Source organism: Pseudomonas sp. FP2196, assembly GCF_030687715.1.
In the GTDB taxonomy this organism is placed as follows: Bacteria; Pseudomonadota; Gammaproteobacteria; order Pseudomonadales; family Pseudomonadaceae; genus Aquipseudomonas.
Genome location: NZ_CP117445.1, coordinates 4,380,147 through 4,406,688, shown reverse-complemented (window position 1 = coordinate 4,406,688; position 26,542 = coordinate 4,380,147). Strand labels below are relative to the sequence as shown.

Below are 26,542 nucleotides of genomic sequence, written 5' to 3'. Positions count from 1 at the left end.
GAGAGACAAAAAGATGAAAATCACCAAACTCACCACCTTCATCGTCCCGCCGCGCTGGTGCTTCCTCAAGGTCGAAACCGATGAGGGCGTCACCGGTTGGGGTGAGCCTGTGGTCGAAGGTCGCGCGCACACCGTTGCCGCTGCCGTTGAAGAATTGTCCGACTATCTGATCGGCAAAGACCCACGCAACATCGAGGATATCTGGACGGTGTTGTACCGCGGCGGCTTCTATCGCGGCGGCGCGATTCACATGAGCGCACTGGCCGGTATCGACCAGGCGCTGTGGGACATCAAAGGCAAGGCGCTCGGTGTCTCGGTCAGTGATCTGCTGGGCGGTCAGGTGCGCGACAAGATCCGCGTGTATTCGTGGATCGGCGGCGACCGTCCGGCCGACACCGCACGCGCGGCGAAAGAGGCGGTGAGCCGTGGCTTCACCGCGGTGAAAATGAACGGTACCGAAGAACTGCAGTTCCTCGATACCTTCGAAAAAGTCGACCTCGCCTTGGCCAACGTGGCCGCCGTGCGTGATGCGGTCGGGCCGAACGTCGGTATCGGCGTCGACTTCCATGGCCGGGTACACAAGCCGATGGCCAAGGTGCTGATGAAGGAACTCGACCCGTACAAACTGATGTTTATCGAAGAGCCGGTGCTCAGCGAAAACTACGAAGCACTGAAAGAACTGGCGCCGTTGACCAGCACACCGATTGCTCTCGGTGAGCGGCTGTTCTCGCGCTGGGACTTTAAACGGGTGTTGAGCGAAGGCTACGTCGACATCATCCAGCCGGATGCGTCCCATGCCGGCGGCATCACCGAAACCCGCAAGATCGCCAACATGGCCGAAGCCTACGACGTGGCGCTGGCGCTGCATTGCCCGCTGGGGCCGATTGCACTGGCAGCGTGTTTGCAACTCGACGCGGTTTGTTACAACGCGTTTATTCAGGAGCAAAGCCTGGGCATCCATTACAACGAGAGCAACGACTTGCTCGACTACGTGAAGGACCCGCGGGTGTTCGATTACGACAAGGGCTTCGTGAAGATTCCGAACGGGCCAGGACTGGGCATCGAGATCAACGAGGAATACGTGATCGAGCGTGCGGCCGTCGGCCACCGCTGGCGCAACCCGATCTGGCGTCATGCCGATGGCAGCTTTGCCGAGTGGTGAGTCGCTGAATCACCTGTGCCCCCTGTGGGAGCGAGCCTGCTCGCGAATGCTATGTCACATCCGACATCGATGTGACTGATCCGACGTCTTCGCGAGCAGGCTCGCTCCCACAGTTTTTGATCTCCACATGGATGGGAGATTTGCGTCATGACCTCAAATAAACATAAGAAGAGGCATCTCTCATGCAACCGCAAACCCTCACCGGGCAGGCGTCTTTAGTCACGCCTAGCCGCAAGCGGTTTTTCATCATGGTGTTGCTGTTTATCACCGTGGTTATCAACTACCTCGACCGCAGTAACCTGTCGATTGCCGCCCCGGCGCTGACCAGTGAGCTGGGCATCGATCCAATTCATGTCGGCCTGATTTTCTCGGCGTTCGGCTGGACCTACGCCGCCATGCAGATCCCCGGCGGCTGGCTGGTGGATCGGGTGCCGCCGCGCATTCTGTATAGCGTTGCACTGTTGCTATGGTCGCTGGCGACGGTAATGCTCGGTTTTGCCGCCAGTTTCATTGCGCTGTTCGTGTTGCGCATGGCGGTCGGTGCGCTGGAAGCACCGGCCTATCCAATCAATAGCCGCGTAGTCACGACCTGGTTTCCCGAGCGTGAACGCGCCACGGCGATTGGTTTCTACACGTCCGGACAGTTCGTCGGATTGGCGTTCCTCACCCCGGTGCTAGCCTGGCTTCAACACGAATTCGGCTGGCATATGGTGTTCGTCGCCACGGGCGCGGTGGGCATTATCTGGGCGGCGATCTGGTACGCGGTGTATCGCGAGCCGCGTGATTTCAAAGGCGTCAACGATGCAGAAATCGATCTGATCCGCGAGGGCGGCGGGTTGGTGGATATTCAGGCAGAGAGCGCCAAGGCCAAAGCCAAATTCAGCTGGACCGATCTCGGCATCGTCCTCACTAAACGCAAGTTGTGGGGCATCTACCTCGGCCAGTTCTGCCTCAACTCGACGCTGTGGTTTTTTCTGACGTGGTTCCCGACTTACCTGGTGAAATATCGCGGCATGGACTTCATCAAATCCGGCCTGTTGGCGTCGCTGCCGTTTCTCGCAGCGTTCGTCGGCGTGTTGTGTTCGGGGTTCTTTTCCGACTTTTTGATCCGTCGTGGTTACACCGTCGGTTTCGCGCGCAAGTTGCCGATCATTGGCGGGCTGCTGATTTCCACCTCGATCATTGGCGCCAACTTCGTTGAGTCGACGCCGCTGGTGATTGCCTTTCTGGCGCTGGCGTTTTTCGGTAATGGGTTGGCGTCGATCACCTGGTCGCTGGTGTCGACACTGGCACCGGCGCGTCTGCTCGGCTTGACCGGTGGGGTATTCAATTTCATCGGTAACCTGTCGGCGATTGCCACGCCGATCGTGATCGGTTTCCTCGCCAGCGGTGATTCCTTTGCCCCGGCGATCACTTACATCGCGGTTCTCGCACTGATCGGCGCTTTGTCCTACGTGCTGCTGGTGGGCAAGGTCGAACGTATCGAGTTGTAGTGCTCAGCGTCGGGCGACCATAATGCCGCCCGTTCCCTCGCTCAACGGTAAAGGCTGGATATGCAGGAAGACGCCCCGGAAAAAACCAAGGACGCCGCGCCCACCGGCACTCAGACGCTACTGCGCGGACTGGGTGTGGTGCAGGCCGTGGCCAGTGGCGCGCGCGATCTCAAGGAGATCGCCCGGCTGATCGGCACCACACGCAGCACCACCCATCGGCTGGCCAGTTGTCTGGTGGACGAGCGCTACCTGCGGGTGGTGCCGCAAATCGGTTATCTGCTGGGGCCGAAGCTGATCGAGCTGGGTTTCCAGGCACGCGAAGAGTTACCGCTGGTGACGTTGGCTGGGCCGTATCTGGACGAGTTGTCGGCGCTGACCGGTGACACGGTTCACCTGGGGATTCGTGAAGGCGACGAAGTGCTTTATCTGCTGAAGAATCCGGGACGCAACGGCCCGGAGATGCGGTCGCGGGTTGGCCATCGCATGCCTCTGGCACGCACCGGGATCGGCAAGGCGTTGATGCTCGATGACACGCCGAAGGATTGGCAGCGTCTGTACGACATCAGTCTTCCGGCGGGTGGGAAAAGTCAGTTCTGGCCGCAGCACCCACAGCAGTCGTGGGAACAGCTTGAACAACGGATGACCGAGTATGTGGTCGGTGGCTACGCGTTCGATCTGGAGGACAACGAACCGTCGATCCGTTGTGTGGCGGCACCGATCCGTGATGCGAGCAAGCGCATTGTGGCGGCGATCAGTATCGCCAGCACTGTGCCGTACATGCCGCTGGAGAAGATGGCCGAGCTGATTCCCCTGATCAAAGGGGTCACAGCCCGGCTATCGGCGGAGCTGGGATTGAAGGTCTGAAGGATCAGACTTTCAGGGTTGCCATATCGATCACGAAGCGGTATTTCACGTCACCGGCGATCATGCGGGCGTAGGCCTCATTGATCTCGCGGATATCGAGCATTTCGATGTCGCAGGTGATGTTGTGCTCGGCGCAGAAATCCAGCACTTCCTGGGTTTCTGCGACGCCACCGATCAGCGAGCCGGCCAGCACGCGGCGACTCATCACCAGTTTGCCGGCGTGTACCGGTGGATCAACCGGCTCGATCAGACCGACCAGAATGTGCACGCCGTCGAAACGCAGGGTGTCGAGGTATGGGTTCAGGTCGTGCTGCACCGGAATGGTGTCGAGCAAGAAGTCGAAATAACCCGCCGCAGCTTTCATCTGCTCGGCATCGGTGGACACGATCACATGATCGGCGCCCTGACGACGGCCTTCTTCAGCCTTGCTTGCCGAACGGGTGAACAGCGTCACTTCGGCGCCCATCGCCTTGGCAAACTTGATGCCCATATGGCCGAGGCCGCCCATGCCCAGAATGCCGACCTTGTCGCCAGCCTTCACGCCGTAGTGCTTGAGCGGCGAATAAGTGGTGATGCCGGCGCAGAGAATCGGTGCGGCGCTGGCCAACGCCAGACGCTCCGGAATGCGTACAACAAAGTGCTCACTGACGACGATGCTGTCGGAGTAGCCGCCCATGGTGTTGCTACCGTCGACCCGGTCCGGGGTCGCGTAGGTCATGGTCGGACCTTCGAGGCAGTATTGCTCAAGGTTCGCTTGGCAGGCTTCGCAGGAACGGCAGGAGTCGACCATGCAGCCAACACCGACCAGATCGCCTACTTTGTGTTTAGTGACATTCGCACCGATGGCGGTGACTTTTCCGACGATCTCGTGGCCGGGCATCAACGGGTAAACAGCAATGCCCCATTCGTTGCGCGCCTGGTGAATGTCGGAGTGGCAGACGCCGCAATACAGGATCTCGATCGCCACGTCGTCGGCCCGAGGGCTGCGGCGTTCGAATTTCATCGGGGCGAGGGGCGTGGTGGCCGATTGGGCGGCATAGCCGATGGCGGTATACATGTGAAACCTCGCAAAGCAGTAACAAGTGAGGCGGCGCATTTTGGGCGCCGTCTGCCTGTCCGGCCATGACGATTCCTCCGGGTCTCATGCCTAATCCTCCGGCATGCGGCTTTGATCGGTCGCATTGGCAAAAGGATCTGCGATGATGCTTTCATCCCTTTTTCCGTGATTTTTGTGAAGAACATGTCGATGCAATTGACCCGTCACCTTGATGCCAACGCCACGCTGGTTTCGTTGATCGAACCGCTGGCGTTGCGCGACGGTTATTCCCAGACCGGGCTGCCGGGTGTGCAGGTGTTGCGCGCCAGTTGCGACGTTGCCCGTGGCCCGCACATTTATGAGCCGAGCCTGATGATCATCGCTCAGGGCAGCAAACTGGCGTTTCTGGGGCCGCGCACTATGGAATATGGTGCCGGGCACTATCTGATTCAGGCGCTGCCGGTGCCCTTTGAGTGCGAAACCTTTGCCTTGCCGGATGCGCCGTTGCTGGGGATTTCGGTAGCGATTGACCGAGTGTTGCTGGGTGAATTGGTATTAGCGATGGGGCTGGCGCCGGGGCGGCATATTCCTGCGCAGACACCGGAGTCGATGACCTCGGTGGTGCTTGACGATGACATGCGTGGTTGCGTCGAGCGGCTGCTGAGTTGCCTGCACGATCCGCTGGAATGCCAGATTCTCGGGCCGGCGCGGATTCGCGAATTGCTCTTCGTCGCGTTGCGCGGTCCGCAGGCTGATGTGTTGCGGGCGCTGGTCGAGCAGCAAGGGCAGTTTGCCAGGGTCGCGGCGTCGATCAGCCATCTGCATGCGCATTACACCGAGCCGTTGAACGTCGAGACCCTGGCCGGCTGCGCGAACATGAGCGTTTCGACGTTTCATGAACACTTCAAACGCAGCACCTTGTTGTCGCCCGTGCAGTATCTGAAGCGCCTGCGCCTGCTCAAGGCGCAAACGCTGCTGGTGGCGGAGGGCCTGGGTGTGGCGCAGGTGGCGCATCGGGTGGGGTATCAGAGTACGTCGCAGTTCAGTCGTGAATATAAACGCTACTTCGAGCGCAGCCCCGGCGACGAACGCGTCGCTTGAGGTATTACACAACCCTCTGTAGGAGTGAGCCTGCTCGCGATAGCGGCGTACCAGATGACATGATTTCGACTGGTTTATCGCTATCGTGAGCAGGCTCACTCCTACAATTGTTTTTGCTGAGACAAAAATTCTGGGCAACAAAAAGGCCCCCATTTCGGGAGCCTTGATGTTCAACAGTCCGACTTACATATTCGGGTAAGTCGGGCCGCCGGCGCCTTCCGGCGTGACCCAGGTGATGTTCTGCGAAGGGTCCTTGATGTCACAGGTCTTGCAGTGAACGCAGTTCTGGGCGTTGATCTGGAAGCGCTTCTCGCCGTCTTCTTTGGTGATGACTTCGTATACGCCGGCCGGGCAGTAGCGTTGCGCCGGTTCGTCGTACAGTGGCAGGTTTTTGCTGATCGGGATGCTCGGGTCGGTCAGCTTCAGGTGGCAAGGCTGTTCTTCTTCGTGGTTGGTACCGGAGATGAACACCGAGCTGAGTTTGTCGAAGCTGAGTTTGCCGTCGGGTTTCGGGTAGTCGATCTTCTTGCAGTCGGCCGCGAGCTTGAGGCAGGCGTAGTCCGGCTTGGTGTCGTGCAGGGTGAACGGCAGTTTGCCGCCGAAGATGTTCTGATCCAGCCAGTTGAAACCGCCGCCGACGATAGCGCCGAACTTGTGGACGGCCGGGCCGAAATTGCGGCTCGCAAACAGTTCGTCGTACAGCCAGCTCTTCTTGAAGGCGTCGACGTAAGTGGTCAGCTCTTCAGTGCCATCCTTCTCGGCAAACAGCGCGTCAGCCACCGATTCAGCGGCGAGCATGCCGGACTTCATCGCAGTGTGGCTGCCTTTGATCTTGGCGAAGTTCAGGGTGCCGAGGTCGCAACCGATCAGCGCGCCGCCCTTGAAGACCATTTTCGGTAGCGAGTTCAAGCCACCTTTGCAGATCGCGCGGGCGCCGTAGCTGACGCGCTTGCCGCCTTCCAGGTACTGAGCCAGTACCGGGTGATGCTTGAGGCGCTGGAACTCGTCGAACGGCGACAGGTAAGTGTTGCTGTAGGACAGATCGACGATCAGACCGACCACCACCTGGTTGTTTTCCAGGTGATAGAGGAACGAGCCACCGGTGTTCTCGGTGCCCATGATGTCCAGCGGCCAACCGGCGGTGTGCACTACCAGGCCTGGCTGGTGTTTGGCCGGATCGATTTCCCAGATTTCTTTCAGGCCGATGCCGTAGTGCTGGGCGTCGGCATCGCTGTCGAGGTTGAAGCGCTTGATCAGTTGCTTGCCGATGTGGCCACGGCAGCCTTCAGCGAACAGCGTGTATTTGCCACGCAGTTCCATGCCCGGGGTGTACAGGCCTTCTTTCGGATTGCCTTCGCGGTCGACGCCCAGATCACCGGTGATGATCCCGCGCACGATGCCGCTTTCGTCGATCAGCGCTTCTTGAGCGGCGAAGCCCGGGTAGATTTCCACACCCAGGTTTTCAGCCTGTTGGGCCAGCCAGCGGCAAAGGTTGCCGAGGGAAATAATGTAGTTGCCTTCGTTGTGCATGGTCTTGGGCACAAAGAAGTCAGGAATTTTCTGCGCACTGTCGGCGTTTTTCAGCACGAAAATGTCGTCGCGGGTGACTGGTGTGTTCAGCGGGGCGCCGAGTTCTTTCCAGTCCGGGAACAGTTCGTTCAGAGCGCGTGGTTCGAACACGGCACCAGAAAGGATGTGAGCGCCGACTTCGGAGCCTTTTTCGACCACGCAGACGCTGATTTCCTTACCGGCTTCGGCGGCCTTCTGCTTCAGACGGCAGGCGGCGGAAAGGCCAGCGGGGCCGGCACCGACGATGACCACGTCGAATTCCATGTATTCGCGTTCCACAGGCTATCTCCTACTCAAGGCTCAACAGTTTTTTTTCTAATTTGGAGGTTTGGTGTCGCATCCGTATTGCCTTTACGTTAACGTCAAGGGCAGTAATGGAGAACCCACCTTTCTCTCTAGGGGGCGCATTATATCTACACCACTCTGAGCGTCCAATACAAACGTTTGTTTGAATTGGCTCCAGCCCAGAGAAATCAAAGAAGCGCGGCTTATGAGTGACCATTTTGCCGTATTGACCGGAATAGGCGTTCCGGTCAAGATACGGGCGGTTTTGCGCTCGCCGTAGGCAGACTGGCGGTTTCAAGAGCACCTCTAAAGACAGGGCGTAGGCAGTACAAGGTGATGCGCAGCGCAGGTCTGGCGCGCAGTTTACACATCGTGAAGATCAATGACTTGTCGGTCACCACTGACGAACGGTCATCTCACTTCACAGCGTGGAATCACCCCATACACAAGCCGGCGTTTTTAGAGGTGCCCTTGTAGCCCGATGAGCATCATCCGCCAGGTTCGCCTAGGCGACTTTCTTTTCACCGGAGAGTAACGAGGAATCCATGAAGGTTCTTGTAGCTGTCAAACGCGTTGTGGATTACAACGTCAAGGTTCGCGTCAAGGCGGACAATTCCGGCGTAGACCTCGCCAACGTCAAGATGTCGATGAACCCGTTCTGCGAAATCGCAGTGGAAGAAGCCGTACGCCTGAAAGAGAAAGGCGTTGCGACTGAAATCGTCGTCGTCTCCATCGGCCCGACCACCGCTCAGGAACAGCTGCGTACCGCACTGGCTCTGGGTGCCGACCGCGCCATCCTCGTCGAATCCGCTGAAGATCTGACGTCCCTGGCCGTTGCCAAACTGTTGAAAGCGGTTGTCGACAAGGAACAGCCGCAGCTGGTGATCCTCGGCAAGCAGGCGATCGACAGCGACAACAACCAGACCGGCCAGATGCTCGCTGCACTGAGCGGCTACGGTCAGGGCACTTTCGCCTCGAAAGTCGAAGTCTCCGGCGACAGCGTTGCCGTGACCCGCGAAATCGACGGCGGCGCGCAGACCGTTTCGCTGAAACTGCCAGCGATCGTCACCACCGACCTGCGTTTGAACGAGCCGCGCTACGCGTCCCTGCCAAACATCATGAAAGCCAAGAAGAAGCCTCTCGAAGTGCTGACTCCGGATGCTTTGGGCGTTTCCACCGCCTCCACCAACAAGACTCTGAAAGTCGAAGCGCCAGCTGCACGCAGCGCGGGTATCAAGGTCAAGTCGGTGGCTGAACTGGTCGAGAAACTGAAAAACGAAGCGAAGGTAATCTAATCATGACTATCTTGGTAATCGCCGAACACGACAACAAAGTGCTGGCTCCGGCCACGCTGAACACTGTTGCTGCCGCTGCCAAAATCGGCGGCGGCATCCACGTTCTGGTTGCAGGCCAGGGCGCTGGTGCTGTGGCTGAAGCCGCTGCGAAAATCGCTGGCGTGAGCAAAGTCCTCAACGCTGACAACGCCGCTTACGCGCATCAGTTGCCGGAAAACGTTGCTCCGCTGGTTGCGGAGCTCGGCGCTGGTTACAGCCACATCCTGGCTGCTGCCACCTCCAACGGCAAAAACATCCTGCCGCGCGTTGCTGCGCAGCTGGACGTTGACCAGATCTCCGAGATCATTTCGGTTGAAAGCGCCGACACGTTCAAGCGTCCGATCTACGCCGGTAACGCCATCGCTACCGTTCAGTCGACCGCCGCGATCAAAGTGATCACCGTGCGTGCCACCGGTTTCGACCCGGTTGCTGCTGAAGGTGGTTCGGCTGCTGTTGAAGCAGTCGGCGCTGCACACGATGCGGGCACTTCGAGCTTCGTTGGCGAAGAACTGGCCAAGTCCGATCGTCCAGAACTGACCGCTGCCAAGATCGTCGTTTCCGGCGGCCGCGGCATGCAGAACGGCGACAACTTCAAACACCTGTACGCCCTGGCCGACAAGCTGGGCGCTGCCGTCGGTGCTTCGCGCGCCGCGGTTGACGCAGGTTTCGTACCGAACGACATGCAGGTCGGTCAGACCGGCAAGATCGTTGCGCCACAGCTGTACATCGCCGTCGGTATCTCTGGCGCGATCCAGCACTTGGCCGGGATGAAAGACTCCAAAGTGATCGTCGCGATCAACAAGGACGAAGAAGCCCCGATCTTCCAGGTGGCCGATTACGGTCTGGTGGCGGATCTGTTCGAAGCCGTACCTGAGCTGGAGAAGCTGGTCTAATCCAGCGGCTTCACTTATAAAGAGCCCGACCTTTTGGTCGGGCTTTTTTTTGTCTCGGATTTGAGTGGGAGCGTTTTGCCATGGATCTGCGCTGCGGATTGTTATTGGGATTGGCCCTATTGCCTGGGTTGGCAACGGCCGCTGGCAAGTGCGAGCGCCTCGTCGTCACCGGCAGCCCGGACGCGCCGCCGTACCTGTGGCAGGATCCGCAGAATCCCAAACAATTGATCGGGGCAAGTGCCGATCTGTTGCAACAAGTGGCCAAAGACTTGGGTATCAAGGTCGAGTTGCTCTACGCGGGTAAACGATCCCAGGCCCTCGACGAAGTACGCAGTGGCCGTATGGATATGCTGGCCGATGCGCCACTGACCCTCAACGAGTTGGAAAACTTCGACTACATCCATCCGCCGCTGCTGGAAAACGATTACCTGGTGTGGACACGTAAAGGCTCGACTCTGGCCTACACCGAAGCCAAAGACCTGCACGGCCATTCCGGCGGCTTGTCGGAAAAATCTCGAATGACCCAGGCATTTGGCACCTTCGCCGAGCAGCAATTGACCCTTGTCCGGACAGCAAACCTCACCCAGGCCTTTCAGAAATTGCTCCTGGGTGAAGTGGAATATGTACTCGCCGGACGTTACTCGGGCATGGCCGCCGCGCAGGCGTTGGGCATGGCCAATGACTTGCTGGCCTTCGAGCAACCCATTGATCGACCGGGGCTGTATCTGGCGGTTTCTCATAACTCGGCGTGCAACGATCCGTGGTTGCGCGGACAGTTGGCCAAAAAGATGACAGAATTGCCCGCGTCCGGACTGACGGAAACCGCGCTGCAACGCAATATCGAGCGCTGGAAGGCGCAGCAGCAACAGCCGCAACAACCTGTCAGTGCCCCAAAACAGTAGGGATTCTTAGTGAGTATTCGACCTCTTTTCGCGGCGGTGGCCGTTCTGGCCATGGCCGGTTGCGCGACCGATCCGGCACCCAATGAACAAATGCGCCTGACCGAACAAACCATCGCCCAGGCCAAGGCCGTCGGCGCCACCGCCGATGATGTGCCGGAAATGAAACTGGCCGAAACCAAGTACAACCGGGCCAAGGGCAACATGGCCGATGAGTCCTACCGGAACGCGCGCATGCGCGCCGAACAGGCCGAACTCGACGCGCGTCTGGCAGAAGCCAAAGTGCTGACGCAAAAGAGCGAAGCACAGCTGAACGTGCTCAACACCCGCATCACCCGTCTGCGCAAGCAACTGGGAGATGCCCAATGAGCCTCAAGTCCAAAGTTCTCGGTGGTGTGATCCTCGCCGGTTGCGCCAGCCTGTATGGCTGCGCCGGTCAACACAGCGAATCCGCTCTGCAAGAGGCCAGCGCCGACTTCCAGAAGGTCAAGGAAGATTCCAACGTGCTGCGTATCGCGCCGAAGGACGTGATACGCGCCGGCGAATCCCTGGCCCGTGCCGATCGCCTGTCCACTTATTGGGGCAGCGGTTCGGACGTTGTGCATTACGCCTACCTGAGTCAGCGCTACAGCGAAATCGCTCGCGAACACACCAATAAGGTGCTCAATGAAGAGCGCGCGGCCAAACTCGAACTGGAGCGTCAGCGCCTGCAACTGGCCCTGCGTGAATCGAAGCTGTTGAGCGTTCAGCAACAAGGCAAATGGCTTGAAGAGCAGATCGTCGCACTGGCCACCACGCAGACTGATCGTGGTCTGGTGATGACCCTTGGCGACGTGTTGTTCGACACGGGTGAAGCGGAGCTGAAGAACTCGGCCAACCGCGTGGTTCTGAAGATCGTGCAGTTCCTGCAATTGAATCCGAAACGCGTGGTGCGTATCGAGGGTTACGCCGACAGCACTGGCGGCAAACAGGAAAACCTCAAGCTGTCCCGCGACCGCGCGCAGTCGGTAGCCGATGTGCTTATGGATCTGGGCATTGACGACAAACGCATTCAGGTCGAAGGTTACGGCGACGAATACCCGGTGGATGCCAACGCTTCCGAGCGTGGACGCGCACAGAACCGTCGGGTGGAAATTGTCTTCTCCGATGAAAAAGGCCAGCTCGGCGCCGCCCGTTAAGGGTTGCGTCTCTGGAAAGCCCGGGCTGTCATGCAGCGCCGGGCTTTTTTACGTCTGTCGAATAGCTCGCAAATCAATACAGTTGTGGCAGACACTGCACTGTACGGTCGACTAGAGTGACAACTGTCCCAGTACACTTCTAAACTGTTCCGGTATTGTTTCACACAAGAATAAAATGTCCGTGAAATCGAGTGCTGCGTCATGACCAATCTCTTGCTCTACCAACGTATTGCTCAGCAACTGGCCGAAGACATCCGCCGTGGTGTCTACCAACCGGGAGAACGCGTGCCATCGGTGCGCAAGATGAGTTCGCAGCTCAACGTCAGCCATGCAACGGTGTTGCAGGCTTACGCCAACCTCGAAGATCAGGGCCTGATTCGCGCGCGGCCACAGTCCGGTTACTACGTGCACCAAACCCCGGCGCTGACGGCGCCTACGCCGGATATAGCCCGGGTCGAACGGCCTGGTCTGGTCACGCGCAGCAGCATCATCCAACAAGTTCTGGTCGAGTCGCGCCGCGAAGGTGTGTTCCCGTTGGGCGCCGCCGTACCGAGCGTTGACTACCTGCCAGTGCGCGCGCTGCATCAGCAACTGGCCAAAGTCACTCGCTTCCACAGTCCACGGGCCTTCAGCTACATGTTCAGCCCCGGCTTCGAACCGCTTCGCCGCCAAGTGGCGATCCGCATGCGCGACGCCGGCGTGGTGGTGGATCCCTCGGAAGTGGTGATCACCCACGGTTGTGTCGATGCCTTGCAGATGTCGTTGCGGGTGCTGACCCGACCGGGCGATCTGATCGCCGCCGAGTCGCCAACCTATTACGGTTTGCTGCAACTGGCCGACCTGCTGGGCCTGAAAGTCATCGAGATTCCCAGCGATCCCGCGACCGGCATGAGCCTGGAAGCGTTGCAACTGGCCGCCAACCAATGGTCGATCAAGGCGCTGGTGCTGACCACGCGCCTGAGCAATCCGCTGGGCGGCACGATGCCTGAAGAGCGGCAAAAACAACTGCTGCGTCTGGCCTCGGATTTCGATATTCAGATCGTCGAAGACGACATATACGGCGAATTGATGTTCGAACAGGGCCGCACCAAAGCGCTCAAGGCTTACGACCGGCTTGACCGAGTCATCTACTGCTCAAGCTTCTCCAAAACCCTGTCGCCCGGTGTACGCATCGGCTGGATGATCGCCGGCAAATACCAGCAGGAAATTCAGCGCTTGCAGACCTTCAGCACGCATTCGGCGTGCAGCGTGACGCAGATGGCGATTGCCGCCTATCTGGAAAACGGCGGTTATGACCGGCATTTACGGTACATCCGCCAGGAATACCGGAAAAATCTCAGCGCATTCCAGTTGGCCGTGCAGCAGTACTTCCCCGAAGGCACGCAGATGTCCCGGCCCACGGGCGGTTTCATCCTGTGGGTGAGTCTGCCGGGACGGGTAAATACTCAGGAATTGCATGTCCGCGCATTGCAGCAGGGCATCAGCATCGCACCGGGCCTGATCTTCAGTAATACCGAGCAGTTCAACCACTGTATCCGCCTGAACTGCGGCATTCCGTGGAACCGCGAGGCGGAGAGGGCGTTGATGACGCTTGGTCTGCTGGCAACCCAACTGTGTCAGGAAACGGCTGGCGGATTCTGAACGGGTGGCCGGTCATGCTTGTCTTGTGGCGCTCAACAAGCGAGCATGTGGCCCTCTGCCGTTAGTGTCGTTGGGTCCATGAAAGCGATTTTTTCTGCCGCCGGGGTTTTGTTTTTTTCGCTGATGATCAGTCAGGCGCCTGAGGTCATGGCGGCTGCGGTTCAGGATAAACCGGCAGCGACGACCTCAGCGCAAAAGCCGGCGACCGGCAAAAAAGCCGTCCCGGTAAAAAAAGCGCAGCCCAAGAAAGCCGCGCCGGTGAAGAAACGCAAGCCTGTGGCTTCCAAGTCGAAACCCGCCAGTGAAATAGCAAAGTCCAAACTGCCACCCGCCAAACTGGATCTGAGCCTGCCCAGGGACATGGTCCAGGAATTGAAACCTGAAGGCACTGTCCCGCTGCCCAAACGTGAAGCGATCCTGCCGCAGATGTTCGGCGAGAAAAACAGCGGATTCCAGCTCAACGGCCGTTTGCTCAGCAACGAAATGCAGTTGCAACTGCGCAACGAGGAGCGTCGGGATGTCGAAGGCGCGGCGCTGGATTTCGAATTCAAACAGTAAAATCCGCCCATCTGTGACCCGCGAAGCAGACGCTTTGTCGGAGACTGGTCAGTCACGTTCACTTATCCGTAAAAACCCCGGTTCAGGGAATTTGAAACAGCCGTTTTAGCGGTTACCCTGTCCGCGTCTCTTTTTACACATTGCCCGTCGCGAGGACTTGTTCGTCATGAAATGCCGTGAAGGCTGTGGCGCTTGCTGCATTGCCCCTTCCATCAGTTCGCCGATTCCCGGCATGCCTGATGGCAAACCCGCCGGCGAACGTTGCGTGCAGCTCTCGGTCGAAAACCTGTGCAGCATTTTCGGCCGCCCGGAGCGCCCGGCAGTCTGTTCGGGCTTCGCTGCGGATGTCGAAGTCTGCGGCAGCAGCTCGGAAGAAGCGATCAGGCTGATTGGCTGGTGGGAGCAGATGACGGCGGCGTGATGTGTCAAACGAACGGAACTTCAACAATAAGGAATAAGACTATGGGTTCGCTGCACCGTATCGCTGTGTTGTGTGGTTTGACTGCCGTGCTGGCGACTTCGGCCGCTCAGGCTGAAGACTGGAAGGTCGCCAAGGAGCAGGACGGGATCAAGGTATCCCTGGCCGAAGTTGCGGGCTCCGATTACAAGTCCTATCAGGGCGTGACTCTGATGAAGACCAGCATTGCCAAACTGCGCGCCTTGCAGGAAGACGTCTCCGGTGCCTGTGCCTGGATCTACGAATGCAAATCCCAGAAGTTGCTCAAGCATGAGGGCGACCAGAGCTGGACCTACACTCAGTTCAACACGCCGTGGCCAGTCACTTCGCGTGATTCGGTGCTGCACATCACCACCGTCGAAGGCGCCGATGGCAGTCTGACCCGCAATCTGGAAGGTGTGCCGAAGTACATCCCGGAAGAAAAAGGCTTCGTCCGCGTGGCGCAGGTCAAAGGCTTCTGGAAGTTCGTGCCAAAAGGTGATCAGGTCGAAGTGACCTATCAAGTGCACACCGAACCTGGCGGCAGCGTCCCGGCGATGGTTGCCAACAAGTTTGTTGTTGATGCTCCGTTCAAAACCCTTGAAGCCTTGAAAGAGCGCGCCGAGAAGTAATCGCCGCCCATTCAGCAAAACGCCCCGATCAATTCGGGGCGTTTTGTTTTGCAGCTTTATTGTGTTTCCAGATATGCGTTGAACGAAATTTTCACAAAGCGTTCAAGACAATTCGCCCGCGCTGTTTCCACGCTTCCCGGTCTACCGCCGCTTCAAATGAAAGTGTCTGGCAGCAGGGCAGTAATCAATGGCAATGGTGCGGGTGATCGTGCAACATTTGCGCACCGCGCACGCCCCGGGGTCTGGAATGACCAATAGAGGGCATGGCGCCGCTGTATTTATGCAACTTCAACTTCCAATGGGTCCTAAAACGACATGGCAAACCCGGACGCCCTGAATCAGCAGCGATCTTCTGCTCGCCTGCTGCAACCGACCGTCAAATCGCATCTGGCCTACACGCTGCTTTGTGCGCTGGTCATGATGGTGATGTTTTCCGTGCTGCGCCTCGCGCTGCTGGTCTACAACCGCGAGATGATCCTCGATACCCCGGCTTCGACGTTCCTCGAAGCCTTCGCCAACGGCCTGCGTTTCGACCTGCGCCTGGTGGTCTACCTCTGCATTCCGCTGGTGCTGTCACTGTTCAGTGAGCGGGCCATGGCAGCGCGCGGCTTCTTCCGTCTGTGGTTGACGATTGCGTCGAGCATCGCGCTGTTCCTCGGCCTGATGGAGATGGACTTCTACCGCGAGTTTCACCAGCGCCTCAACGGCTTGGTGTTCCAGTACGTGAAGGAAGACCCGAACACCGTGATGAGCATGCTCTGGTACGGTTTCCCGGTGGTTCGCTATCTGCTGGCCTGGGTGATCGGCACGGTGATTCTGACGCTGGCGTTCAAAGGCGCCGACCGAGCCACCCGTCCACGTGGGCCATTCAGTGGCGGCAGCGTCAGCACTCGCCAAGTGGCGCCGTGGTACACGCGCCTCGCGGTGTTCGTGGTCTGCCTGCTGATCTGCGTGGTTGCGGCCCGTGGCACTCTGCGCCAAGGCCCGCCGATGCGCTGGGGTGACGTCTACACCACCGATTCCAACTTCGCCAATCAGCTTGGCCTCAATGCAACTCTGTCGCTGATCGAGGCCGCCAAGTCCCGCATGGGCGAGGATCGCGACAACATCTGGAAAGCCACGCTGCCGCAGGAGCAAGCGCAGAAAGTCGTGCGTGACATGCTGCTGTTGCCTGACGACAAACTGGTCGATGCCGATATTGCCGCCGTGCGCCGTGATTACACGCCGCCGGCCGATAAGACCCTGCCGATCAAGAACGTCGTCGTGATCCTGATGGAAAGCATGGCCGGTCACTCGGTTGGCGCCTTGGGTGCTCCGGGCAACATCACGCCGTACCTGGACAAGCTGTCCAAGGAAGGCCTGCTGTTCGATCGTTTCTTCTCCAACGGTACGCATACCCACCAGGGCATGTTCGCGACCATGGCCTGCTTCCCGAACCTGCCGGGCTTCGAATACCTGATGCAGACTCCAGAAGGCAGCCACAAGCTGTCTGGCCTGCCGCAGGTGCTCAGCGCCCGTGACTACGACGACGTGTACGTCTACAACGGCGACTTCGCCTGGGATAACCAGTCGGGCTTCTTCAGCAACCAGGGCATGACCAACTTCGTTGGCCGCAATGACTTCGTCAACCCGGTGTTCTCTGATCCGACATGGGGGGTGTCCGACCAGGACATGTTCGACCGTGGTCTGCAGGAGCTCAAGGCGCGGGAAAACGGCAAGCCGTTCTACGCGTTGCTGCAAACCCTGTCTAACCACACGCCGTACGCTTTGCCGACGCCATTGCCGGTCGAGCGCGTGACCGATCGCGGTTCGCTCAACGAGCATTTGACCGCCATGCGTTACTCGGACTGGGCGCTGGGGCAGTTCTTCGAGAAGGCCCGCAAAGAGCCTTACTTCAAGGAAACCCTGTTCGTAGTCGTCGGCGACCACGGTTTCGGTAACGAGCGTCAGATCACTGAAATGGACTTGGGCCGCTTCAACGTGCCGATGCTGATGATCGCACCGGGCATCCAGGAAAAGTTCGGTACCCGTGACCACACCGTGGGCACGCAGATCGACATCGTGCCGACCATCATGGGGCGTCTCGGTGGTGAAGTGCGCCATCAGTGCTGGGGTCGTGACTTGCTCAACCTGCCGCAAGGTGACACCGGTTTTGGTGTGATCAAGCCGTCGGGCAGCGAGCAGACCACCGCGATCGTTACTGCCGACCAGATTCTGGTGTTGCCGAGAGACAAGGACATGGGGCCGAAGATCTGGCAGTACCAACTGGGGGCCAATCCGCACGCCGAGGTCGTTCCGAATGCACCGCGCACTGCCGAGTTGAAACTCAAACTCGAAGCGTTCCTGCAAACGGCGACCAAGAGCCTGATGGATAACACCGCCGGTGTGATCCACGGCACGCCGGACTGAATGATCGGCAAACGCTTCGCGCAATAAAAAAGAGGCCCTGAAAAGGGCCTCTTTTTTTACGCTTGAATCGTTATATCCGACCGAGTAGCAATAGCACCAGCAGCACGACCAACACCACGCCGATAATGCCCGATGGACCGTAACCCCAACTTCTGGAGTGTGGGAAGACTGGCAGACCACCGATCAGCAACAGGATCAGGATAATGATAAGAATTGTGCCCATGTCTATTTCCTTGTTGAAAGTGTTCGAGAAGTCTTGGTGTTCAAGGGCGACTGGAGACTAAGTAATTCCAGGCAGCTTATAAATTCCGACTGGTGCGAATGAAAGAAAATTCAATGTTTTTTTAATGTATTTGGATTGCTTGTTTATTTCCTTTGAAGCACAAGATCAAAAGATCGCAGCCTTCGGCAGCTCCTACATCGAACTCCTGTAGGAGCTGCCGAAGGCTGCGATCTTTTGATCTTGCATTCAGCAATCTGATGGAGCGTGGGTGGGCGCCGAACCTTCGCTACACTCCGCGCATCTTCCCCGGAACAACAAGGCTGTCTGCTATGCAAAATCGCATGATGATCACTGGCGCGGGCTCAGGTTTAGGTCGCGAAATCGCGCTGCGCTGGGCGCGTGAAGGCTGGCGACTGGCCTTGTCCGACGTCAGCGAGCCTGGCCTGCAAGAGACCCTGAAAATGGTGCGCGAGGCCGGTGGCGACGGGTTTATTCAGCGTTGCGATGTGCGTGATTACAGCCAACTCACTGCGTTCGCCCAGGCCTGCGAAGAGAAACTCGGCGGCATCGACATCATCGTCAACAACGCCGGCGTGGCCTCTGGCGGATTCTTCAGCGAACTGTCGCTGGAAGACTGGGACTGGCAGATCGCGATCAACCTGATGGGTGTGGTCAAGGGCTGCAAAGCGTTCCTGCCATTGCTTGAACAAAGCAAAGGCAAGATTATCAACATCGCCTCCATGGCCGCGTTGATGCAGGGCCCGGCCATGAGCAACTACAACGTGGCCAAGGCGGGTGTGGTGGCCTTGTCGGAGAGTCTGTTGATCGAACTCGCGCAGCAGGAAGTCGGCGTGCATGTGGTGTGCCCGTCATTCTTCCAGACCAATCTGCTCGATTCTTTCCGTGGACCGACTCCGGCGATGAAAGCGCAGGTCGGCAAGTTGCTGGAGAGTTCACCGATCAGCGCAGCCGATATAGCCGACTACATCTATCAGCAAGTCGCTGTTGGCGAATTCATGATCCTGCCTCACGAACAGGGCCGTATGGCCTGGGCGATCAAGCAGAAGAACCCGCAACTGCTTTACAACGAAATGACGTCCATGGCCGAGAAAATGCGCGCCAAGGCCAAGCAGAGCAACGGCTGAACTTGCCCCTGACGTGCGGCGTGGTTAGGGTGGCCGCAATGGTCACCCTGTCGAGGCGCGTCAATGCTCAATTACTTGTGGTTCTTCCTTGCGGCGCTGTTTGAAATCGCCGGTTGTTTTGCCTTCTTCATGTGGCTGCGCCAAGGCAAAAGTGCCCTGTGGGTGATCCCCGCGCTGCTCAGCCTGACCCTGTTTGCGCTGTTGTTGACGCGCGTCGAAGCGGCCTACGCCGGTCGCGCCTATGCCGCTTATGGCGGGATCTACATCGTGGCTTCGATTGGCTGGCTGGCCGTGGTCGAGCGAGTTCGTCCATTGGGGTCTGACTGGATCGGCGTCGCGTTGTGCGTGATCGGTGCAAGCGTGATTCTGTTCGGTCCACGCTTTTCCGTCGCTTGAGGCGAGGGCTGTTTAACGATTTGCGGGAAATGTCTGAAGGGCAGCGTGCCTGACGCTGTAGGGCTTTACTGATTTGCCCGCGACGCATTGTAGAGCCGGCGCAAGCCGCGCATCTTCAGGGTTCGCTAACCCTGAAGGACGAATCTCATGCTTGTACTCAGCCGTGTCGTTGGTGAGTTGATTTCAATCGGTGACGACATTTCCCTGCGTGTTCTGTCGGTGAACGGTTCCAGTGTGCGCTTCGGCGTCGAGGCGCCCCAGAACGTCAACGTGCATCGCGCCGAGGTCTACGAACGGATCCAGCGCAAACAGGCTACGCAAAAGGTCCGCTGAGCATTTCAGTCGAACAGATGCTTGGGCACGTCGTGCTTGAGCATCAACTGGCACTGCTCGCTTTCCGGGTCGAAGACAATCAGCGCCTGGCCCTTGGTCAGCGCCTGGCGTACGCGCAGTACGCGGGTTTCGAGCGGTGTGTCGTCACCGTTGTCGGTGCCGTCGCGGGTGACGAAATCCTCGATGAGGCGGGTGAGGGTGTCGACTTCAAGAGCGTCGTAGGGGATGAGCATGGGCACCTCGGCTGAATCAATGGCGGGATGCTACGGCGAATGATGGTTGCCTGCCAGTTTTGTGTAGTCTGTCCCGGCCTCATCGCTGGCAAGCCAGCTCCCACAGGGTTTTGATGTCTACCCAAATACTTGTGGGAGCTGGCTTGCCAGCGATGGGGCCGGAACTGTCACAACAGAATCTGGATCAGCTATCCGACCGCTGCCCAACCAGACTGTCCACTGGCGGCACCCGCGTTTCGCTCTCCATCTGCGTGTCATGTTCGATCTGATGGCTGAAGCGGTCCAGCGATGCATTGGCCGGCGCCGCGTCGCTGGCAAATACCGGCGGACTCAGGATGTAAGCCCCGAGCAAGCGACTGAGCGCCGCGAGACTGTCGATGTGCGTGCGCTCATAACCGTGAGTTGCATCGCAGCCAAAGGCGAGCAGGGCGGTACGGATGTCGTGGCCGGCGGTCACCGCCGAATGCGCATCGCTGAAGTAGTAGCGAAACAGGTCGCGGCGCACCGGCAGTTCGTTTTCACCGGCCAGACGCAGCAGGTGGCGCGACAGGTGATAGTCGTATGGGCCGCCGGAATCCTGCATCGCCACACTCACCGCATGTTCACTGGAATGCTGCCCCGGCGCGACCGGCGCAATGTCGATGCCAACGAACTCGCTGACGTCCCACGGCAAAGCCGCCGCCGCACCGCTGCCGGTTTCCTCGGTGATGGTGAACAGCGGGTGGCAGTCGATCATCAGTTCCTGACCGCTGTCGACGATGGCTTTGAGTGACGCCAGCAACGCGGCGACGCCAGCCTTGTCATCGAGGTGACGGGCGCTGATATGGCCGCTTTCGGTGAATTCCGGCAGCGGATCAAACGCCACCACATCACCGACGCTGATGCCCAGCGAGTCGCAATCAGCCTTGGTCGCGCAGTAGGCGTCCAGGCGCAGTTCGACGTGATCCCAACTGATCGGCATCTCGTCCACCGCGGTATTGAACGCATGCCCGGAAGCCATGAGGGGCAACACACTGCCGCGAATCACGCCGTTGTCGGTGAACAGGCTGACGCGACTGCCCTCGGCAAAACGGCTCGACCAGCAGCCGACCGGTGCAAGCGTCAGGCGACCGTTGTCTTTGATCGCCCGTACGGCGGCGCCAATGGTGTCGAGATGCGCCGAGACCGCGCGATCGGGACTGTTCTTCTTACCCTTGAGCGTGGCGCGAATGGTGCCGCGACGGGTCATTTCAAAAGGGATGCCGAGTTCTTCCAGACGTTCGGCGACGTAGCGCACGATGGTGTCGGTGAACCCGGTGGGGCTGGGAATGGCGAGCATTTCCAGCAGGACTTTTTGCAGGTAGTTGAGATCCGGTTCGGGGATTTGCGTGGTCATGGAAACTCCTGATGGGTTGAGCACATCGATGGTTTCGATGAGGAAGAATTTGTGGTGAGTTTGAGGGCCTGATCGCGAGCAGGCTCACTCCTACAGGGAGACGCGATCAAATGTAGGAGTGAGGCTGCTCGCGATGGCGGTGGCACATTCAGTACATCAACTTCAGACAGCCGGCTTGCTGTGCGGAAACAACAAATCGACAAACCGCTCTGCCGTCGGCTGCGGTTCATGGTTGGCCAGACCGGCCCGCTCGTTGGCCTCGATAAACACGTACTCCGGTTGATCTGCCGCCGGCACCATCAGGTCGAGACCGACCATCGGAATATCCAGCGCCCGCGCCGCCCGCACGGCGGCATCGATCAGGGTCGGATGCAGAATCGCCGTGACATCCTCCAGCGTGCCACCGGTGTGCAGATTCGCCGTGCGCCGCACAAACAAATGCTCGCCCGCCGGCAAAATGCTGCTGTAGTCGTAACCGGCCGCATGCAAGGTGCGCTGGGTTTCGTGATCCAGCGGGATTTTGCTCTCGCCGCCCGTGGCCGCTAGCCGGCGTCGGCTCTGGGCTTCGATCAGCGCACCAATCGAATGCTGACCATCACCGATCACTTCCGCCGGACGACGAATCGCTGCCGCCACCACTTCAAAGCCGATCACCAGAATCCGCAGGTCCAGGCCTTCGTGGAAGCTTTCCAACAGCACTCGGCTATCGAATTGCTTGGCCGCTTCGATGGCCTGCTGAACCTCCTCGATGCTCTGCAAATCCACTGCCACGCCTTGACCCTGTTCACCATCGAGCGGCTTGACCACCACCCGCTGATGCTCATCGAGAAACTCTAAATTGTCATCGGCGTTGCCCGCCAATTGCTGCGAGGGCAGCTTCAGTCCGGCAGCCTTCAACACGTTGTGGGTCAGGCTTTTGTCCTGACACAAACTCATGCTGATCGCGCTGGTCAGGTCGCTCAACGACTCGCGGCAACGCACGCGGCGCCCGCCGTGGCTGAGGGTGAACAGTCCGGCCTCGGCGTCATCCACTTGCACGTCGATGCCACGGCGATGGGCTTCTTCGACGATGATTCGCGCATAGGGATTGAAATTGGCTTCCGGCCCGGGACCCAGGAACAGCGTCTGGTTGATGCCGTTCTTGCGCTTGATCGCGAAGGTCGAAAGGTTGCGGAAACCGAGTTTGGCGTAGAGGTTTTTTGCCTGGCGGTTGTCGTGCAACACCGACAGGTCCAGATAGCTCAATCCGCGACTCATGAAGTGCTCAATCAAGTGGCGCACCAGCACTTCGCCGACGCCGGGGCGCGAGCACTGCGGATCAACCGCAAGGCACCAGAGGCTGCTGCCGTTTTCCGGATCGTTGAAGGCCTTGTGATGATTCAGGCCCATGACGCTGCCGATCACCGCGCCGCTGTCTTCATCCTCGGCCAGCCAGTAAACCGGGCCGCCCTGATGATGCGGGGTGAGCAGCGCCGGATCGATCGGCAACATGCCGCGCGCCTGATACAGGTGATTGATTGCCTGCCAGTCTGCTTCGCTTTGTGCACGACGAATACGAAAGCCGCGAAACACGCGGGTGGACTGGCGATAGTCGCTGAACCACAGGCGCAGGGTGTCGGACGGATCGAGAAACAGCTGTGTCGGCTCCAGGCCGAGAATCTGCTGCGGCGCGGCGACGTACAGGGCGATATCGCGTTCGCCGGGCTGCTCGTTGAGCAGCTCCTGGGCCAGTGTTGCCGGATCAGGAAAGGTATGGCCGATCAGCAACCGGCCCCAGCCGCAATGCACGGCAATCGGGGCGGTCGCCAGTTCGCTGCCGTCTTCGGCCAGACGCGCCTGCAAACGTTCATACGACGGTGTCTGGCCGCGTATCAGGCGTTGGTTAATGGCCGTGGCGTGGGGTTTCATCAATCAGATTCCTTGTTCACTGAGCCACAGGTTCAGGGCCGCCAGTTGCCACAGCTTCGAGCCGCGCAACGGCGTCAGTTGGCCTTGCGGATCAGTCAGTAATTTGTCGAGCATGGCCGGATTGAACAGGCCGCGATCCTGGCTTGGATCGAGCAGCAGTTCGCGCACCCAGTTCAAAGTGTCGCCTTGCAAATGTTTGAGGCCAGGCACCGGGAAGTAGCCCTTCTTGCGGTCGATCACTTCACTTGGAATGACCCGGCGCGCAGCCTCTTTCAGCACTTGTTTGCCGCCATCGGGCAGCTTGAATTTGCCGGGAACCCGTGCCGACAGTTCGACCAGGCGATAGTCGAGAAACGGCGTGCGTGCCTCCAGGCCCCAGGCCATGGTCATGTTGTCGACGCGTTTGACCGGGTCGTCTACCAGCATCACTGTGCTGTCCAGACGCAGCGCCTTGTCCACCGCGGCATCGGCGCCGGGTTGGGCGAAATGTTCTTTCACGTAGTCACCGGCGGCGTCATTGGCGGTCAGCCATTTCGGTTGCACGGTGGCGGCGTAATCGTCGTAGCTGCGGTCGAAAAACGCTTCGCGGTAGGCTGCGTAAGGATCGGCCGCGCCGTCCACTTGCGGGTACCAGTGATAACCGGCGAACAGTTCGTCAGCACCCTGGCCGCTCTGCACTACTTTGCAGTGCTTGGCCACTTCGCGGGACAACAGATAGAAGGCGATGCAGTCGTGGCTGACCATCGGCTCGCTCATCGCGCGGAATGCGGCGGGCAGTTGTTCGATGATTTCTTTCTCGTCGATACGCAGTTGGTGATGCTGGGTGCCATAGTGCTTGGCGATCAGGTCGGAGTACTGGAACTCGTCGCCGCGCTCGCCGCCGGCATCCTGGAAACCGATAGAGAAGGTCGACAGGTCTTCCACACCGACCTCACGCAACAGGCCGACCAACATGCTCGAATCGACGCCGCCGGACAGCAACACACCGACATCCACGGCTGCACGTTGACGGATCGCCACGGCTTCGCGGGTGCTGTCGAGAACGCGGTCGACCCAGTCTTCGAGCTGCAGGTTTTTCTCGTCGTCGTGTGGGCCGTAGGGCAGGGTCCACCAGGTTTTCTGCTCGGTGCTGCCGTCGGCGTCAACGCGCATCCAGCTCGCCGGCGGCAGTTTTTCGATGCCGGCCAACAGCGTGCGCGGTGCTGGCACCACGGCGTGGAAATTCAGGTAATGGTTAAGCGCCACCGGATCGAGGATCGGGTTGATGTCGCCGCCCTTGAGCAGCGCCGGCAGGGCCGAGGCAAAGCGCAAACGCTGGCCGGTGCGCGACAGATACAACGGCTTCACGCCGAGTCGGTCACGGGCGATGAACAGACGCTTGGCGTCGCGCTCCCAGATGGCGAAGGCAAACATGCCGTTGAGTTTTGGCAGCAGTGCTTCGCCCCAGGCGTGATAGCCCTTGAGCAGCACTTCAGTGTCGCCGCCGGAATAGAAGGCGTAGCCCAGTGCTTCGAGTTCGGCTCGCAGTTCCGGGAAGTTGTAGATTGCGCCATTGAAGGCCAGGGACAGGCCTAACTGGCTGTCGATCATCGGCTGCGCCGAGCCGTCCGACAGATCCATGATTTTCAGGCGACGATGGCCCAGGGCAATCGGCCCTTGGGCGTGGAAGCCCCACGCGTCAGGGCCGCGAGGGGCCAGGTGATGGGTGATTCGCTCAATGGCTGCAAGGTCTGCAGGTTGTTGATCAAAACGTAACTCGCCAGCTAATCCGCACATAAAATCCTTACCGGTTTTTCCGTTGGGGAGGGGTCAAGCCATGCCTCGCCAAAAGGGCGGGCACTCAGAAACTGACCCGCCCCGGTAAGTGGAGTTTTAGAACGATAAGTTATAAGGATGGCGTTGGCTCACCGTCAGCGCTTGAGGTTGGGTTTTCCTTCAGGTCCAGTAATTGGTGGAGCGCTTTTAACTTTTCGCTGGACGCCCAGTTTTCGACGCCGGTAAACACTTCGCTGATAAGCGCATCCGGTGCATAGGTGCGCAGACGCTTGCTGAAGTCGTCAGTCAGTGATTCAGACAGCGCCCACCGTTGGTGCAACTCAGGATTTTCTCGCCGCTTGTCATGGATTGACTGGTTGATGTCCGCTACGGGAACGGCGCATTGCCTGACATTGGTAAAAAATGTATCCAGAGGCCGATTGGCAATGTATTTGAATAACTTCTGTTTTAACGGATGGAAAGTAATGTCGTCTTTGAATGATATGGACGACAACTGACTTGTCAGAAACCCCTGGTCTGTTTTGTTCAGTCGGGATGCGAACAGTTTTCGCAGGGGCGATTCACCCAGCAGGTTAACGGTGAGGGAGACTCTGCAATTGTATTCGTCATGGCTGTGGTAAAAACCAGGCCCGGTATCATTAGGTACATATAGCAGGTAGCGATCCTGCGTTGATTGATCCGTCAGGCGACAGACAATCAGGACTGCATCTACTAAATATTTCCTGAAGAGCTGCACCGAATACAGTTGGATGGGACCATTCTGAAAGATATCCCCGTTGGAAATATCTTCCAGTCCTCGGGTCAGGTTTGTCAGCATTAACCACAGGGACTGATGGATGTCATTGCTGAAGTATTTTGTATAGGCCGCCAGTTTCATATTGAGTTTGGCCAGGCGCATGGCATTCAATTGGACTGAACCTACATTGAATGTTCGCGAGAGATGGTTTTGATATTGGTTGCCGAGATCAAGCGTGCGACTCATCGCAGCAAATTGCTGTGCAGTGATTTTCACATTCGCGCGGCCATCGTCTGGCGTGTCCTGAGCATCAGCCAATAGCTCGCTGTCGTCGGAAAAATAATGGCTGGCGACTTCGTTGTCAGTGAAGTTCAGCATCGCAGCCTGAAGCAGGTTGTAGGTGTGCGATGCGTTGCTCGTGGAAGTCCTGGGCTGGAGTTTGATCAAGCTTTTTACGTTGAGCCGAAGGTTGTATTTGTTTTGCAACTCATCCTGAAGTTGGCGCTGGCAGAAATCGTTGGGCGCTTCAAGTGCAGCTGAAAAGTTGTCGAAATACCTCTGGTAGGGATAGGCCTTTTCCAGCGTTTTTCTGAATTCGGAGATTTTGCTTGTGTCGGCGTTTGCCAGCTTTGCAGCGATGAGTTTATCAACCAGTTCTGCTTTGTTTACGTCACTGATTTTGTTGGGCGGGGCTGTTTTTGGTGAGGTCATGAAAATAATCTCGCTTTCAGAAATGAACCTCAATGGTATGCCCGAGTGTTGCTTGTGAATAACGCCATTATTAACTGGTTAGTGGGTCGGGTTGGGCGAGATTTTGAATGTTTGATATAAATAGTTACCGCACGATCAGGGGCAAAATATGCCTGTTGTGGAAGCGGATTAAAAACATGGGTAACAGGTTTATTCTTTTTCTCTATATCGGTAAGG

At 58.5% G+C, this 26,542-nt stretch carries 25 protein-coding genes; 17 read left to right on the top strand and 8 right to left on the bottom strand.

The window, feature by feature from the left end; translation table 11 throughout:
* Positions 1 to 13: 13 nt before the first annotated feature.
* The 3 genes from dgoD to PSH79_RS19625 all read left to right on the top strand — a co-directional run bounded on the left by dgoD (position 14) and on the right by PSH79_RS19625 (position 3,519).
* Positions 14 to 1,162 carry a galactonate dehydratase gene (gene dgoD, locus PSH79_RS19635; RefSeq protein ID WP_008085519.1) on the top strand — a complete coding sequence of 383 codons (1,149 nt, stop codon included), beginning with the start codon at positions 14 to 16 and terminating at the stop codon, positions 1,160 to 1,162.
* Positions 1,163 to 1,344: 182 nt separating this feature from the next.
* Positions 1,345 to 2,655, top strand: a complete 1,311-nt coding sequence (locus PSH79_RS19630; protein WP_305439105.1) for an MFS transporter — start codon at positions 1,345 to 1,347, stop codon at positions 2,653 to 2,655.
* 60 nt (positions 2,656 to 2,715) lie between these two features.
* On the top strand, positions 2,716 to 3,519 hold the full coding sequence (locus tag PSH79_RS19625) for an IclR family transcriptional regulator (RefSeq protein WP_305439103.1): 804 nt from the start codon (positions 2,716 to 2,718) through the stop codon (positions 3,517 to 3,519).
* Between the two features lie 4 nt (positions 3,520 to 3,523).
* Here the strand turns inward: PSH79_RS19625 and PSH79_RS19620 are convergent, their stop codons facing one another.
* Complete coding sequence (locus PSH79_RS19620) at positions 3,524 to 4,576, bottom strand: NAD(P)-dependent alcohol dehydrogenase (RefSeq protein WP_305439102.1); 1,053 nt, start codon at positions 4,574 to 4,576, stop codon at positions 3,524 to 3,526.
* A gap of 189 nt (positions 4,577 to 4,765) precedes the next feature.
* Between PSH79_RS19620 and PSH79_RS19615 the strand changes: the two genes are divergently transcribed.
* Entirely contained in the window at positions 4,766 to 5,656 is an 891-nt protein-coding gene (locus tag PSH79_RS19615) for an AraC family transcriptional regulator (protein WP_305439101.1), read from the top strand.
* 183 nt (positions 5,657 to 5,839) lie between these two features.
* On the opposite strand, the gene PSH79_RS19610 is transcribed toward PSH79_RS19615, so the two are convergent.
* Positions 5,840 to 7,504, bottom strand: coding sequence for an electron transfer flavoprotein-ubiquinone oxidoreductase (locus PSH79_RS19610; RefSeq protein WP_305439100.1), 1,665 nt, complete (start codon positions 7,502 to 7,504; stop codon positions 5,840 to 5,842).
* A gap of 551 nt (positions 7,505 to 8,055) precedes the next feature.
* Between PSH79_RS19610 and PSH79_RS19605 the strand changes: the two genes are divergently transcribed.
* The 10 genes from PSH79_RS19605 (at position 8,056) to PSH79_RS19560 (ending at position 17,490) form a co-directional block, all read left to right on the top strand.
* A complete protein-coding gene (locus tag PSH79_RS19605) occupies positions 8,056 to 8,805 on the top strand; it encodes an electron transfer flavoprotein subunit beta/FixA family protein (RefSeq protein WP_007908338.1) in 750 nt (249 codons plus the stop codon).
* A gap of 2 nt (positions 8,806 to 8,807) precedes the next feature.
* A complete protein-coding gene (locus tag PSH79_RS19600) occupies positions 8,808 to 9,737 on the top strand; it encodes an electron transfer flavoprotein subunit alpha/FixB family protein (RefSeq protein WP_305439099.1) in 930 nt (309 codons plus the stop codon).
* Between the two features lie 80 nt (positions 9,738 to 9,817).
* On the top strand, positions 9,818 to 10,639 hold the full coding sequence (locus PSH79_RS19595) for an ABC transporter substrate-binding protein (protein WP_305439098.1): 822 nt from the start codon (positions 9,818 to 9,820) through the stop codon (positions 10,637 to 10,639).
* A gap of 9 nt (positions 10,640 to 10,648) precedes the next feature.
* A complete protein-coding gene (locus tag PSH79_RS19590) occupies positions 10,649 to 11,005 on the top strand; it encodes a DUF4398 domain-containing protein (RefSeq protein WP_305439096.1) in 357 nt (118 codons plus the stop codon).
* Positions 11,002 to 11,814 (top strand): OmpA family protein, encoded by an 813-nt coding sequence (locus tag PSH79_RS19585; RefSeq protein WP_305439095.1) that lies wholly within the window; start codon positions 11,002 to 11,004, stop codon positions 11,812 to 11,814. Before PSH79_RS19590 ends, PSH79_RS19585 begins: the two co-directional genes overlap by 4 nt.
* Before the next feature lie 201 nt (positions 11,815 to 12,015).
* A complete protein-coding gene (locus tag PSH79_RS19580) occupies positions 12,016 to 13,455 on the top strand; it encodes a PLP-dependent aminotransferase family protein (RefSeq protein WP_064391472.1) in 1,440 nt (479 codons plus the stop codon).
* A 78-nt stretch (positions 13,456 to 13,533) separates the two neighbouring features.
* Positions 13,534 to 14,013 carry a translation initiation factor 2 gene (locus PSH79_RS19575; protein ID WP_305439092.1) on the top strand — a complete coding sequence of 160 codons (480 nt, stop codon included), beginning with the start codon at positions 13,534 to 13,536 and terminating at the stop codon, positions 14,011 to 14,013.
* A 166-nt stretch (positions 14,014 to 14,179) separates the two neighbouring features.
* Positions 14,180 to 14,434 carry a YkgJ family cysteine cluster protein gene (locus PSH79_RS19570; protein ID WP_007908349.1) on the top strand — a complete coding sequence of 85 codons (255 nt, stop codon included), beginning with the start codon at positions 14,180 to 14,182 and terminating at the stop codon, positions 14,432 to 14,434.
* Between the two features lie 41 nt (positions 14,435 to 14,475).
* Positions 14,476 to 15,081 carry an START domain-containing protein gene (locus PSH79_RS19565; protein WP_305439089.1) on the top strand — a complete coding sequence of 202 codons (606 nt, stop codon included), beginning with the start codon at positions 14,476 to 14,478 and terminating at the stop codon, positions 15,079 to 15,081.
* A 315-nt stretch (positions 15,082 to 15,396) separates the two neighbouring features.
* Entirely contained in the window at positions 15,397 to 17,490 is a 2,094-nt protein-coding gene (locus PSH79_RS19560) for an LTA synthase family protein (protein WP_305439087.1), read from the top strand.
* Positions 17,491 to 17,560: 70 nt separating this feature from the next.
* Here the strand turns inward: PSH79_RS19560 and PSH79_RS19555 are convergent, their stop codons facing one another.
* The gene (locus tag PSH79_RS19555) at positions 17,561 to 17,719 is read right to left on the bottom strand and encodes a DUF3309 family protein (RefSeq protein ID WP_169432680.1); all 159 of its coding nucleotides are present in this window, start codon (positions 17,717 to 17,719) and stop codon (positions 17,561 to 17,563) included.
* Positions 17,720 to 18,042: 323 nt separating this feature from the next.
* Here PSH79_RS19555 and PSH79_RS19550 point away from each other — a divergent pair, with 323 nt between their 5' ends.
* From PSH79_RS19550 to csrA, 3 genes are all read left to right on the top strand, one after another.
* The gene (locus PSH79_RS19550; RefSeq protein ID WP_305439086.1) at positions 18,043 to 18,858 is read left to right on the top strand and encodes an SDR family oxidoreductase; all 816 of its coding nucleotides are present in this window, start codon (positions 18,043 to 18,045) and stop codon (positions 18,856 to 18,858) included.
* Between the two features lie 63 nt (positions 18,859 to 18,921).
* Positions 18,922 to 19,254 (top strand): YnfA family protein, encoded by a 333-nt coding sequence (locus PSH79_RS19545; protein WP_305439085.1) that lies wholly within the window; start codon positions 18,922 to 18,924, stop codon positions 19,252 to 19,254.
* 147 nt (positions 19,255 to 19,401) lie between these two features.
* Positions 19,402 to 19,587 carry a carbon storage regulator CsrA gene (gene csrA, locus PSH79_RS19540; RefSeq protein WP_305439084.1) on the top strand — a complete coding sequence of 62 codons (186 nt, stop codon included), beginning with the start codon at positions 19,402 to 19,404 and terminating at the stop codon, positions 19,585 to 19,587.
* A gap of 5 nt (positions 19,588 to 19,592) precedes the next feature.
* Here the strand turns inward: csrA and PSH79_RS19535 are convergent, their stop codons facing one another.
* The 5 genes from PSH79_RS19535 to PSH79_RS19515 all read right to left on the bottom strand — a co-directional run bounded on the left by PSH79_RS19535 (position 19,593) and on the right by PSH79_RS19515 (position 26,326).
* A complete protein-coding gene (locus tag PSH79_RS19535; RefSeq protein ID WP_003192759.1) occupies positions 19,593 to 19,820 on the bottom strand; it encodes a YheU family protein in 228 nt (75 codons plus the stop codon).
* A 184-nt stretch (positions 19,821 to 20,004) separates the two neighbouring features.
* Entirely contained in the window at positions 20,005 to 21,195 is a 1,191-nt protein-coding gene (locus PSH79_RS19530; RefSeq protein WP_305439083.1) for an osmoprotectant NAGGN system M42 family peptidase, read from the bottom strand.
* Positions 21,196 to 21,357: 162 nt separating this feature from the next.
* Complete coding sequence (gene ngg / locus PSH79_RS19525; protein ID WP_305439082.1) at positions 21,358 to 23,103, bottom strand: N-acetylglutaminylglutamine synthetase; 1,746 nt, start codon at positions 23,101 to 23,103, stop codon at positions 21,358 to 21,360.
* A gap of 3 nt (positions 23,104 to 23,106) precedes the next feature.
* Positions 23,107 to 24,879, bottom strand: a complete 1,773-nt coding sequence (locus PSH79_RS19520; protein ID WP_305439081.1) for an N-acetylglutaminylglutamine amidotransferase — start codon at positions 24,877 to 24,879, stop codon at positions 23,107 to 23,109.
* A 109-nt stretch (positions 24,880 to 24,988) separates the two neighbouring features.
* On the bottom strand, positions 24,989 to 26,326 hold the full coding sequence (locus PSH79_RS19515) for a dermonecrotic toxin domain-containing protein (protein WP_305439080.1): 1,338 nt from the start codon (positions 26,324 to 26,326) through the stop codon (positions 24,989 to 24,991).
* Positions 26,327 to 26,542: the final 216 nt, after the last annotated feature.